Source organism: Trichococcus flocculiformis (genome assembly GCF_963662535.1).
Classification (GTDB): Bacteria; Bacillota; Bacilli; order Lactobacillales; family Aerococcaceae; genus Trichococcus; species Trichococcus flocculiformis.
The window spans coordinates 1278208-1292032 of record NZ_OY759718.1 but is presented as its reverse complement, the minus strand read 5'-3'; the positions used below and the strand labels follow the sequence as shown (position 1 = coordinate 1292032).

Here is a 13825-nt window from a genome sequence, read left to right as displayed (position 1 = left end):
TCATTTGCGTTATAATAACATAAAGTGGTTAAGTAAATCAGACAAATAAACCTATGCCGACTTAACCTCTTACACTGTTTCCGGCTCATTCCACTCTACTCATATCAAGAAGGAGATGGTCCCGATGGTTACCTAAGTATACACAAGAGTAAAGCAGAAGAAGCACTGAACCGAATAGGCTAGTTTTCAGATTTAGCGATTGAAGGAGGGCTGAATTATGAAAAAGAGATTTATGATACTGCCTCCTTTCTTAGTCATATTTATGATGTACGGCGCGCTGCCAGATATGTCTGCAGCAACGGAAGGGACAACTGAAACAATACTCCAAGTACCCATTCTCAATGAACTGCCGCCAGGTATTCAACTGCCGGAAACAGTGACGGAAACCAATGTCGCAAGCACACCCTCAACAACAACCACGGAATCTCCGCCCGCAGAAATGACTGCGGTAGATGAGCAGATGACGGAAACACCTGCACCACCTACAGAACAGCCTCTGCCGGAAACGGCCGATCCGCAACCAACCACCACAGAAACAACCTCACCTGCGACCACGCCTTCTGAGGACGCGACCACACCGGAAGCCTCCAACCCAACAACACCTACCACAGGAATACCTGCACCCGAAACAGCCATTCCAACTGAATCACCTACAGAACAGCCAGCACCTGGAACGGAAAGTCCGATTGTGACGGAAACACCGGTCGAAAACCCTACTCCTACCGTTCCGACAGAGCCAGTGCCGTCCGAAGTACCAGAATCCCCAACAACAACTGAACCAATTGAAGAACCGCAAGTTGTGGAAGAATCGGAAGCCGAAATCGCTTATGAAGAACCCATCGGGATGAATGCCACTGCCTCCATCGACGACTACTCGGGTCCTTCTCAAATCATCAATTCGGTGAATATTTCGGATAACGTGATTGCGCTGACATTCGATGACGGTCATTCATACGGGAACCTTTACGACATCCTTTATAATTTGAAATATTTGGGCGTAAAAGCTACTTTCTTCATGAATGGTGATGCGGACGCATCCTTACTGCAGCAGATTGTTGCAGACGGACACCAATTGGCGAATCACACCTACTCACATGGCGACTCCACGACACTGTCGTCATCCGGCTTAGCAAATGACATCAACTTGATGGAAGACTACATCCAAGAGACAACCGGTACTTCATCCTCACCGTTTTTCCGACTCCCTTACGGTTCGTACAACAGTTCCGTTCTTGATACAGTCGGAAGCCTTGGCTACAAATATACGATCGGTTGGGATGTCGACACACTCGATTGGACCGGCATTTCAGCCACTGCCATCAGCGATGCGGTCGTCAGCAACGTCAGACCCGGTTCCATCGTTCTGATGCATGCAAGCGTTGGCGCAGCCAATACGCCTGAATCTTTGTGGTATTCCATTGCTGCATTGAAACAATCCGGTTACAGCTTCTCCACAGTCAGCAACCTGTTGGCATTGGCAGGCTACTTCACCCCGGATGAAGAAGAACCAATCGAAGAGGATTATTCGGATGCTATCCTATCGGAAGTCATCAACCAAGTCCAAACCGGTGAAAAGACCATCTCATTGACCATCAGCGATGCATCCGATGCCGAAAATGTCCGCGAGATTCTGGCTAACCTAGCCACAATGGACGTGAAGGCCACTTTCTTCCTGAACGGTTTGACCGATGCGGCTGTAATCAATGAAATCATCCAACAAGGTCATGAAATCGGTAACCACACCTACACGCACGATGCTGCAACCGAGATGACCGTGGACGAAATCGTCTGGGAACTCAACACGTTGGAAACATTGGTGCAGGACAGCACAGGTGGTGCAACCACACGCCCTTACTTCCGCGCTCCAATGGGTGAAACCAACGACCGCGTTCTTGCGACTGTTGCAAGCATGGGCTATCAATATACAATCGGCTGGACCGTCGATACCCGCGATTGGAGCGGTACATTGACTTCAGCCCAAGTCAGCTCCGCAGTCGTGAATAATTTGGCGCCAGGAGCCATCTTCCTGTTGCACGGTAATGCCTCCGCCAACACAACTCCTGCAGCACTATTGCAGATGATCACAGCCATCCGTCAACTCGGCTACAACTTCGCTACCATCAGCGGCTTACTCGCTTTGGAAGGCTCCTATCCGACAATACCCGGGGACGAACCTGGTGAAACAACCCCTGATCCAGATCCGAATCCGCCGAGCACCACTTCACCCGCCGAAATCGTGAACCAAGTCAACACCGATGTGCCGGTTATTTCCTTGACCATCAGTGACGCATCCGGAACCCAGAACGTGCGGCAGATCCTCAACAACCTCGCACTGCTGGGAATCAAAGCCACTTTCTTCCTGAATGGTATGACTGATCCGAGCTTGATCGACGAAATCATCGCTCAAGGCCACGAAATCGGAAACCATACCTACAGCCACGAAGATGCCACGCTGATGACCGGCACAGAATTGACAGCTGACCTCAACAACCTTGATCAACTTGTTCAAAATGCAGCTGACACGAGTACAAAACCTTACTTCCGCGCCCCAATGGGTGAAACCAATGCTGCCGTTTTGGCGACCGCCGGCAGTCTCGGTTATCAATACGCCATCGGTTGGACAATCGAAACGCGCGACTGGAGCGGAACACAAACCGCATCCCAAATCAGCTCCACAATCGTCAACAGTGTAGCTCCTGGTGCTATCCTGCTCTTGCATGGCAGCGCCGATGCAGTTGCGACACCTGCCGCAATCCTGCAGATGGTGGCAGCGGTACAGGCACTTGGTTACCGCTTCGAGACCATAACCGGCCTGTTGGCTTATCAAGGCATCTATACCGGCACTCCTCCTGTAGTGGTCGATCCGGATGACGGGGAGATCGACTACGGAACCGGCCCATCGCGATTCGTAAACCATGTCGACACCGGCAGGAACGTTATCGCACTTACCTTCGATGATGGGGACGATTACACGAACTTGCATGACATCATCTGGAACCTCAATGCTTTGGGCGCAAAAGCCACATTCTTTTTGAACGGTACGACCGATCCGGGTTTGATGGCCGAACTTGTGGCCTCTGGACACCAATTGGCGAACCACACTTACTCGCACAATGACGATTCCACTTCATTATCCGCTGATGCATTAGCCTATGATTTGGCACTTATGGAGGAATACATCCTGGAAACGACGGGCGTATCTTCCAAACCTTATTTCAGGGCACCGGCTGGCGTCTACAATGATGCGGTCCTCGAAACGGTCGGTAGTCTTGGTTATGCCTACACCATCGGTTGGACACAGGACACCCGCGACTGGGAAGGTCTTTCGGACATCGCAATCGCAGCCAGCGTCACCGATTATCTGGATGCCGGCTCCATCTACTTACTGCATGCCAACCCTACTTCCCTTGGCACTCCTGAATCGTTATGGTACATCGTTGCGGAAGCGCGCAGACAAGGATTTGAATTCGTCACGATTGATGAATTGATGGCGTTGGAAGGCGTATACGATGATGGCGAGGACGATGACGTTTATGACGGCATCTCCCAATTCATCGAACAGATCGACACGAACAAAAAAGTAATTTCGTTGACATTCGATGATCTTGGCGACAGTCAAGTACTCCAAGAGATTTTGGATGTGCTTTATGAAATGGATGTCAAGGCCACTTTCTTCCCTGACGGAACAGTCGATCCGGATATGCTGTACCAAGTAGTATCCCAAGGGCACGAAGTCGGTAATCACACCTATTCACACGAGTTTTCGACTTATTTGACAATCGAAGAATTGTCCGCCGAAATGAACGCATTGGAAAACAAAGTCCAAAATGCGACAGGCACGAGCACCAAACCTCTCTTCCGTCCGCCTTTCGGTGACTTTGACCAATCCGTTTTGGAAACGGTAGGCAGTCTCGGCTACAAATACACAATTGGCTGGTCTGTAGATAGCTTGGATTATCTAGGGACGCTCTCTCCAGAGGACATTGCCTTCAACGTGCTGGATCAATTGGCCCCAGGATACATCTATTTGATGCATGCCGTTCCTGAATCCAGCAGCACACCAAGCTCCTTGTACGAAATCATCAGAACGGCGCGCGAATTGGGCTACTCTTTCGCTACAATCACCGATTTGATTGCACTGGATGGTATGTACGAAACCGATCCAAGTGACCCGGTCGACACCACAATTTCTCAAGTGATCGATCAAGTAACGACCGGCGAAAAAGTCGTTTCGCTCACCATCAGTGATGCTTCCGATGCAGCAAACGTAAGGCAGATACTGGCGAATCTGGCAACATTAAACGTCAAGGCCACCTTCTTCCTGAACGGATTGACCGACCCGACCTTAATCGACGACATCATCGCCCAAGGCCACGAAATCGGCAATCATACCTACAGTCATGACGATGCCACCCAAATGACGGCAGCCCAATTGACCACTGATCTCAACAACCTTGAGCAACTCGTCCAAAACGCCTCCGGCACAAGCACAAAACCTTATTTCCGCGCTCCAATGGGGGCAACGAACGCTACTGTGCTCACAACAGCCGGCACACTTGGATACGACTACACAATAGGTTGGACAGTCGATACACGTGACTGGTCCGGAACATTGACTGCAGCTCAAGTCAGCTCCGCAGTCGTGAACAACCTGACACCTGGATCCATCTTCCTGCTCCACGGCAACAGTTCTGCCGCCACTACTCCGGCCGCTTTGCTGGAAATGGTCGCAGCAGCACGCGCACTCGGCTATGAATTCAGGACCATCACAGGTTTGTTGGCGCTCCAAGGCATCTACCCTGATCCCGTCGACCCTGTCGATCCTGATCCACCGATCATCACGATACCTTCGCAACTGGTCAATCAAGTCAATACCAACCAACAAGTCATTTCCTTGACCATCAGCGATGTGTCCAGTGCTGAAAATCTCCGCCAAATATTGGCGAACTTGGCCCTATTGGATGTAAAAGCGACCTTCTTCCTGAACGGTCTCACCGATCCGACTCTGATCGATGATATCCTTGCCCAAGGTCACGAAATAGGCAACCATACTTTCAGCCATGACGATGCCACTCAAATGACGACCGCTGAATTGACGTCCGATCTGAATCAATTGGAGCAACTGGTGAAAACAGCGACAGGCGAAAGCACAAAACCTTATTTCCGCGCTCCGATGGGGGCAACGAACGCAACTGTATTGGCTACAGCCGGTAGCCTAGGCTACAGCTACACGATTGGTTGGACGATCGACACTCGTGACTGGTCCGGAACACTTTCGGCCAGCCAAGTCAGTGCAGCGGTCCTGAACAACCTTTCCGCCGGTGCTATCTACTTATTGCACGGCAACAGCTCAGCCAACACGACCCCAACTGCATTGTTGGAAATGATCACAGCCGCCCGTGCCCTCGGTTATCAATTCAGGACCATCAGCGAGTTGCTTGCCTATGAAGGCGACTACAGCTACGTGGAACCTGAACCGGAATTTGTTATCCCTGTGCTGGATGAATTCGGGAACATCACCAACCCGGTCATTACCCGGAACGACGTAACCGACGTCTACAATCCATTAGGGACCGCAGACCCGTTCATCATCCTCGTCGATGGCGTATACCACATGTTCTTCGAAGTTTTGAGGGACTACAATATCGCAACGCAAAGCTTCACGGACAGTGTCGCACACGCCTACAGTAGCGACCTCGCCAATTGGACTTACACTCAAGTGGTCCTAGGTCCGGAAACAGACGGCATCCGTGCTGCCTATCCAAACGTTTTCGAGTACAATGACAACTACTACATGGTTCCGGATCAAGCCGGCAATGTCGAAGCCTTCTTTGCTACTTCCTTCCCACTCGGTTGGGACTATCACTCCACTTTATTGGAAGGGAACTTCGTTGACACAAACGTCTTCGAAGTCGGGGGTACATGGTATTTGACGACATCCGAACAACCGTACAACAGCATCTCCTTGTACTACAACACATCAGGTGATTGGCGCAATGACCAATGGCAACTGCATCCTGCCGGTCTCATCATCGAAGAAGACTGGACAGAAAAAGGTTACCGCGGTGCCGGAAATCCATTCGTGTTTGAAGACTATGTCGTTATGCCGGTACAGGTTACCCCTGTCGCAACCAATGTCTACGGCGAATACACAAGTTGGTATAAGCTTTCCGACCTATCAACAACAACGGTTACCGTCGAATACCTCGGCGAAGCAGTCGGCGCACAGAATAACGGGCAATGGAACGATCTTGCGATGCACCATATCGCTCATGCCCCTTACGGAGACGGTTACGTCTATGTTGTCGATGGACTTGCCTATTACGCAGCAAGTACTGGCCAAGCAGAATACACAATCGGAATCTTCACGCAAACTGCTTAAGGCAAAAGTGAATAGTTAAGATAGGGGCCATCTTGTTTCAGGATGGCCCTTTCTGTCGGGCGTCAGCCCAGGACGGTATCTCATTTACCCGAGAGTTCACCAGTCTGTCGACTGTTCAGTTACCGTAAAACACACAACACCAGACAGATTGCTCTTCTGTCGGGCGTTAGCCCAGGACGGTATCCCGTTTACCCGAGAGTTCACCAATCTGTCGACTGTTTGTGGCACCAACAACACCGAACACCCGACACACGCACAGAAAGAGGCTGGGACAAAGCCCAAGCCTCTTTCTGTATCCGAATATAAGTGTACATAAACGCGTACTATGGCACTCTCTTCATTTCTATTTTTCATCCTGCCCAAAATACAGCACATGATAAAGAAGAAAACTTATTTTCTGAATTTTCCGAGTCCCTTCTTGATCAGCCCACCCAAATCGTTCCTTTTCAAGATATCCGGCAGCGACAGGACGTAATGCATTCCGGTACCGAGCGTTTTTCCGTAACGTTCGATCAGACGCAGCTTGCGCTCATAATTCTGTTTCTCCTTATCGGAAAGCCAGGATGCATTGTAGTGATGGATCGTGTAAGAATTCTCTGTCAGGCTCATGGCACCGGTGTAGTAGTCACGCGGGCAAAAATAAGCCTTCGGATAAATGCTGATGCCTTCGATCTGCTGATGCGTATCATTCTGCTTGAGACCTTTTTCCAGCAGGTAATCCGTCGTGTAATGCGGACTCGGCAACGTGTTGAAGCTGCCGTCCGGATTGATGAAGGAGACGTCTTCATAGACGTCGCGCATGGCTTTGATATGCGGATTGCCTTTTGCGGCACCGAACCCCAGTCCCAACGCGACAAACTTGCCGTCCTCGAAGCCCATGAACGCTTCGTCCTCCAACAGCGGATCCATATTGCGGATGATTTCCACATCCGTATCCAAGTAGATGCCACCTTGTGTGTAGACGATATCCAAACGGGCATAGTCCGGCACGAATCCCCATTTCTTGACTTCATAGGCTTCCTTCATGTAGCGGTTTTTAGCTATGTCATAGTTGCTTTCGTTCCATTCGATGATTTCGTAATCCGGACAGAACTTCCTCCAGCTTTCGATGCAGGCTTTGTCTTTTTCCGGAATCGGCGCGCCGCCGAACCAACAGTAATGGATGATTTTAGGTATCTTCGTCATGAGTTTCCCCTTTCGTTCTCTTTTATTTGCGCAGCACTTTTTTGATCACGGCTTTACGTTCCTCGCGGTTCAACAGCACGATGAAGTTGAAAGCGATCGCGAAGATGCTCGTCAGGATACCGGCAAAAATCAGCATCAGCCATCCATCGATCGGCAAGAAATTCCGCACCAACAGGGAGAAAATCGAAGCCACAACGACTGACACCGTGTTCTTCAGGATGGACGGATAAAAGGCTGTCCACTTGATATTGAGGCAGTGCGACCCGTAAATCGGCAGGAAGAACAGGGAGCGGATTACCGCGAAGGCTGTGCTTGTCCCGGCAATGATGTACAATTTCAACGTGTCATCGTTCGTGAACTGTAGCGCCACCAAAACGATGATGATCGTAACGATTGAGTTGGCGAACATGTAGATAGAAGTCTGCTTCACTTTATTCGTGGCCGTAAAGAGGTTCCAGAGCCCTTCCAACGGCAAGACGAACATGAACTCGATACAGGACAAAATCGTCAGCATGTACAAAAGATGCGCATTTTGGGTCGGAACCCAAAGCTTATAGAAAATCTCCCCGTAAGCGAACAGTGCCGCTACCGGGATGCAGGCGAACAGACCCAGAAACTTGATCGACGACATCAACTGGTTCTTCATTTCCGTGTAATCCTTCTGCGCATAGCTGATCGTCAGTTGCGGTGCGTAGACGCTAGCCAAGGTTCCAAACAAAGTCAGGATCGCACTCGGCACCGTCTTGGCGACCGAGAGCACACCCATCGCTGCCGAACTGACATACAAGTTCGTCACCAGCAGATCGAGTCCGGTCGACAGAATCGAACTCAACCGCGTAAAACTGTTCCAGATACCGGATGACAGCAGCACTTTGATGACTTTGACATCGAAATACCGCTTCCTGACCTTGATGTCGGGAGTCAGTTTGCGGGTGTAATAGACATTCCAGAAATAGACATAGATCGTCGCTACGAACGCAGCCAAACCGACATACCAGACTGAAGGCACGAAAAAGCTGAAGGCTGCGATCAGCACTGCCACCCGCAGAATATTCGAGATGATCCCCTGCAACGATGATAAGTACAGCTTATTGCGGACGAACGTCGCTACACTGTATGTGGACGAGATGATGCTGACCAGGAAATTCAGGAAGATGAATGCCCACAGCCATTGGACATCGATCAGGATCGCCTCGGATACATTCACGATTTTGTTCAGATTCAGGATGATGAGAGCCGATGGAACGCTCAATACGACCGCCGTCACAATATTGGCGATGACGACCGAGGTGAAATAACGGTTCGACCCTTCGACATCATTTTCAGTGATTTTTATCGTGATGAAACGACTGGCCATCGAGTTCAAGGCGACAGTGATGACCTGCGCGTAGCTGACGAAGTTGTTGGCCAAACCAACAAACCCATAAGCTTCACTGCCTACATGCTCGACGATGAATGGAGTCAACAGGAAGCTGATACCCATCATCACAACGAACCCGACCACCTGCGCAATCATATTGATGGCGAATTGTTTATTTTTATCCAAATTAACCCTCTTTTCGTTCAGGAAAGAGGCTGCAGCGGCACCGAAATAATCGAGAGCTGCCGCAACCTGCCCTGATCATTTCATTTTTTTATAAGTGCGGTAAGCCCACGCGATCGGTCGTTCATACGACAAGTAGGTATTGTACAAAAAGACCAATTTCGAACGACCTGTCCGTTTCAAGGCATTACGTGCCTGCTTGAGGATGCCTCTGACTTCTTTTTTCGACTCGGTCTCTTTGCGCGCATCCAATTGCAGATTGACGGATAACGCCTCGGAGAACAGCGATTTGTAAGTGCGGTCGCTCAGTTCCGGCCTGCCCACCTCATGGAAAAAAGCTGCCCGTTCAACCAAGGCATCCATATAATCCAGTTTGTTCTGCAGACGAAATCCGGCTTCCCCCATGATGCTGTCCTCACGCTGCCAGTAATAATAGAGCGGCTTCTTCGAAATCGCTGTTTGCGGCGCGAAATGAAACAGTTTATAGGTCGTAAACTCGTCTTCGTGGAGTTTCCCGACCGGAAAGCGGATTGTTTCAAATAAACTGGCTTCGAATAGTTTTCCGCAGGCCATGACCAATTGCGGATGAAAGTCATCACCCAAGTCGATGTATTTTGCCAGAATCGCATCATTCTTCATGACCGTCACCATTTCCGGTTCGGTCACCTGCGGCAAGTCTTCCGTGGTCGTTTTCAGGAAATTACAGAGCGAGATGGCGCTGCCGGTTTCCTTCAACAGATCGTACAGATAGGCGATGTACTCTGCTGGAATCCAATCGTCACTGTCCAAAAAAGTCAGGTAGGCTCCTTTCGCAATGGTGATGCCAGCGTTGCGGGCATCAGATAAGCCGCCGTTCACTTGATGGATGACTGTGATGCGGTCATCTTTCTCCGCATAGGCATCGCAGATTTTGCCGCTGTTGTCCGGAGATCCGTCGTCCACGAGGATAATGTCCAGATTTTTGTAGGTTTGTGCCAGTATCGAGTCCACGCAGCGGGGCAAATACGCCTCGACTTTGTAGACCGGCACGATAATGCTGATCAATTCACTCATCTCAATACCCTTTCTTGTTGCCATGGGTGGCTAATCAGCCTTTGCCCAATGCGGCCTTTAGTTTGTTGAATACGGTGTAATATAGATACAATGCCACGCTCGCTTTTTTCTTCATCAGGTTCAGTTCCAGCTTTTTGCGCGACTCCACTGTATCGAGTTCGATTTTTTCGAGTGTAGCAGACAATTCCTCATCCGCCACTATCTTATCGATGTTGCGGATTTTCTCGCGGAACGGCATTGGATTGTCCTTGTGCGCTTCGTTAGCCAGCGCCAGCAAGGCGATGATGATGCAGCGGTTCGCCATGCGTGGTGCCAGTGCGGCCGCTTTCCCCTCACGCACCAACAGCTCCTGCAGCTTCGCAAAGGCTTGTTTCTGCCGTTGATAAAATTTGGGTTTATAGGCCATAACCGTCGAGCTGTCATGGACGCGGTAATGGTAATAGGCACCCGAATCGATGGCGATGCGCGCGCACTTCAAAAAGGCTTCGACGCAGACAAGCAGGTCCTCCATGAACGCGACTTCCTTATCGAACCAGATGTTTTCCCGTTCAAGCAGTTCACGGCTGATCAGCAGTCGGCAGACGCTGCCCATGATGTCGGTCTCGCCACTTCGGAAGCTCGGCTTGGCGATGACGTTCGCGACAATGTCCCCGAGAATCGCTTCCTTTTCGATGGTCCCGGATTGTTTCACCAGCACGGGCACGGTGCCTTCTTTCGTTTCCTTGACATAATTGCACAGGCAGATTTCCGCCTGTGCCGCCGTCAGCGTCGCAAGCATGCGTTCGTACATGTCCGTATCCACCCAATCGTCCGGGTCGACGAAGCCCACATAAGCCCCCGTCGCTGCGCGCAGACCGTCATTGCGCGCTTCCGACACGCCGCCGTTCGGCTTGTCGATCAGACGGATTCTGTCGTCGGTGGCGGCGAGCGCTGCGCAGACAGCCAGGCTGTCATCAGTAGAACCATCGTTTATCAGAATGATTTCGATTTCCTGCAGCGTCTGGTTTGTCAGACTGCTGACGCATTGATTTAAGTAAGGTGCCGCATTGTAGACCGGCACGATGATGCTGACCCTTGGTTTCACCCCAGGTCCTCCTCCCGCTCCTGCTGTGCAGGATGTATTGACAGTCATGCAACGTATCATCCGCGCATCTTGCCCATTACCCTCTAGTATAAGTCAATTAACCGGAATGAAAAAGGAAAAATAACAATCTTAACGAAATTGTAAAAGCAAGTTGCCGTTGTCACAGACAGTCGGCATCAAAGATTCAATCTCGTTGCAACAAAAAAGACGAGAGGATTTGTCTCGTCTTTCTTCGTATCTCTTATGGTAATTCCAACTCGGTCTTCAATACCTCTTGAACCCGATTCAGTTCAGCTCCGTCCACGAAGCTGTAGTAGATTTCATTGCGCAAACCGCCTACGCCGCCTAAATGGTCTTGTTTAATGTTCGACACAGCAGAAACGTATCCATTTTGTTGCAACGCCAGATAATCGCTCATCTGCAAGCTTGTTTCCACATTAGCGGATAAGGAATGCAAAATATCTTGATAGCTCAACAGCATGTCGGTCTGAATGAGGTTATGGATGATGGCTTCGATGACCAGACGCTGACGGTCTTGTCTACCAGTGTCTTGCGTCGGGTCTTCTTCGCGCATGCGGGAAAATGCCAAGGCAGCTTCGCCATTCATCTGATTCGAACCTTCCACGAAAGTATAGCCTCTTGAAGTAAAGGCCAGCGGACTGTTGACCGTGATGCCGCCTACTGCATCAACCATCTGTTTTAAGCCTTCCATATTGATTGAAGCGTAGTAATCGATCGGTATCCCCAATAATTTTTGGACAGTGTTGATCGCCATTTCCGCCCCGCCAAACCAGTAGGCGTGATTGATTTTATCATAGGTATCATTGCCGACTATTTCCGAAAAAGTGTCCCTTGGGATACTTACCATTGCTGTGGTTTGTGTTTTGGGATTGATCGTCACCACGATCATCGAGTCTGATCTTCCGGCTTCCGTTCTTCCCTCGGCACCATTATCGATTCCCATCAACAAAATCGAAATCGGCGTCTGTTGCGTCAAATCGACTCCAGCCTCTCTGACTGCTTGGGTTTCGACCGGAGTATAAATCGTATCGGTTGTTTTGCTCAGATTCCTATAGACGGAATAAACATAACCCCCTACAGTCAAAACCAGCACAGCCAATAGACCTAAGAAAATTCTCAAGCCCCATCTTTTTTTTCGCTTACGTTTTCTTTGTTCAGACATGTCCATTCTCCTTCTCTTTCCTAAAAAGAAAACACAGCCTCAAATGAAACTGTGTTCGTTGATTTTAGTGATTAATAACTTGAATCATAAGTTGATTCATAAACATCTTCTTCGTAATAAGTACCCGTTTCTGCAGAATCGTAATATTCGGTATAGCTTTCTTCAGAATATGGATCCGAATAGTTCGGTGTATAAACATCACTTTGTCTATATGTTGAAGAATCATACAACGCGTCTGTGCTGGAAGAGTCGTTACTGTACGGTTGGGTTTCAAAATAAGGTTCGTTGATAGAAGTTGAGATATCTGCCAGAGACGCTGCCGGCAATTCCAACTCCGTCCGCAGGATATTCGACAGGCGCAAGCGTTCTTCCGGACTTGCATAGTAATAATAAATTTCATCGATATAAACCTCTTGCCCTTCAACATAGAACTGCTGGAAGTTCTCCATGGACTTGCGGTAACCGCTGGCGATCGAAATGATGTCATCCAAAGATATGTTGAGTTGGACATTGTCCTCCAAAGTTGCCAGGATATTTTTGTAATTCACGACTGTCCCCATCGTCAAGGCCTTGTCCAGTATGGCTTTGATGACCATCTGTTGTCTCGCTTGTCTTCCAAGATCGCCATCCGGATCTTGCTTGCGCATGCGAGCGAATTGAAGAGCCTCAAATCCAGTCAGGATACGGGTTTCCCCTTCAATGAATTGCGGGCCGTAGAAATCAAAAGTCAAGGGACTCGTGATTTCAATTCCGCCTACCGCATCGACGATATCGACTAAACCATCAAAATTCACTTCAACATAATAGTCGATTGGTATATTCAGGAATTCCTGAACCGTATTGATGGACATTTCGGTGCCTCCGAAAGCATAGGCATGGTTCATTTTGTCATAATAGTCGCCGTAATAATCATATAGATTGCTGTATCCCATAATTTCCGAATAGGTGTCACGCGGAATACTCAATAAAGTAGTCGTGCGGGTATTCGGATTCACCGTGCAGACGATGATTGTGTCGCTCCGTCCCGTTTCTGTACGTTCCTCTTCAGCGGTACCGGTATCAACCCCCAATAACACGAAAGATATCGGTTGCGTTGCCGTCTCGACTTCAATCGACTCTTCGCGCATCTCTACAACACTCACTTCGTTGTAAATCGATTCCGCAGTACTGCCGATATCGGAATAGGCCTTGAACATGTACGCGATTACGCCGACCATCGCGATCATCAGGACGGATAAAACGGTTTTTAAGATTCGTTTTTTCCCTTGTCTGCTTTTTCTGGTTTCATTCATTTTTGCAGTTCCTCTTTCTCTTGAAAGACTATTGATGCTGACGACAATCATCCAGCAGGACATTCTCTGATGGCGCCTGGACTTTGCAGCCATAATCTTTCAT

General features: G+C 49.4%; 6 protein-coding genes and 1 pseudogene. 1 reads left to right on the top strand and 6 read right to left on the bottom strand.

Annotated elements, in window-relative coordinates; translation table 11 throughout:
- Window positions 1-217: 217 nt before the first annotated feature.
- Entirely contained in the window at window positions 218-6382 is a 6165-nt protein-coding gene (locus ACKPCD_RS06260; RefSeq protein WP_321434393.1) for a polysaccharide deacetylase family protein, read from the top strand.
- Window positions 6383-6772: 390 nt separating this feature from the next.
- Here ACKPCD_RS06260 and ACKPCD_RS06255 read toward each other — a convergent pair.
- The 6 genes and pseudogenes from ACKPCD_RS06255 to ACKPCD_RS06230 form a co-directional block, all read right to left on the bottom strand.
- Window positions 6773-7573 (bottom strand): annotated as a pseudogene (locus ACKPCD_RS06255) (glycosyltransferase family 32 protein); the annotation flags it as partial.
- 16 nt (window positions 7574-7589) lie between these two features.
- The gene (locus tag ACKPCD_RS06250) at window positions 7590-9113 is read right to left on the bottom strand and encodes a lipopolysaccharide biosynthesis protein (RefSeq protein ID WP_321434392.1); all 1524 of its coding nucleotides are present in this window, start codon (window positions 9111-9113) and stop codon (window positions 7590-7592) included.
- A 75-nt stretch (window positions 9114-9188) separates the two neighbouring features.
- Window positions 9189-10187 (bottom strand): glycosyltransferase family 2 protein, encoded by a 999-nt coding sequence (locus ACKPCD_RS06245; RefSeq protein WP_321434391.1) that lies wholly within the window; start codon window positions 10185-10187, stop codon window positions 9189-9191.
- A gap of 10 nt (window positions 10188-10197) precedes the next feature.
- Window positions 10198-11247: a glycosyltransferase family 2 protein gene (locus ACKPCD_RS06240; RefSeq protein ID WP_321434390.1), complete on the bottom strand. Its 1050-nt coding sequence runs from the start codon at window positions 11245-11247 to the stop codon at window positions 10198-10200.
- A gap of 241 nt (window positions 11248-11488) precedes the next feature.
- Window positions 11489-12430 (bottom strand): LCP family glycopolymer transferase, encoded by a 942-nt coding sequence (locus ACKPCD_RS06235; protein ID WP_321434389.1) that lies wholly within the window; start codon window positions 12428-12430, stop codon window positions 11489-11491.
- 71 nt (window positions 12431-12501) lie between these two features.
- Window positions 12502-13722: an LCP family glycopolymer transferase gene (locus ACKPCD_RS06230; protein WP_321434388.1), complete on the bottom strand. Its 1221-nt coding sequence runs from the start codon at window positions 13720-13722 to the stop codon at window positions 12502-12504.
- Between the last annotated feature and the right edge of the window lie 103 nt (window positions 13723-13825).

What these genes read in the sequence shown, in the direction of transcription:
- ACKPCD_RS06230 (WP_321434388.1), bottom strand. Translation starts at nt 13,722, where the DNA reads ATGAATGAAACCAGAAAAAGCAGACAAGGGAAAAAACGAATCTTAAAA.
- ACKPCD_RS06235 (WP_321434389.1), bottom strand. Translation starts at nt 12,430, where the DNA reads ATGTCTGAACAAAGAAAACGTAAGCGAAAAAAAAGATGGGGCTTGAGA.
- ACKPCD_RS06260 (WP_321434393.1), top strand. Translation starts at nt 218, where the DNA reads ATGAAAAAGAGATTTATGATACTGCCTCCTTTCTTAGTCATATTTATG.
- ACKPCD_RS06245 (WP_321434391.1), bottom strand. Translation starts at nt 10,187, where the DNA reads ATGGCAACAAGAAAGGGTATTGAGATGAGTGAATTGATCAGCATTATC.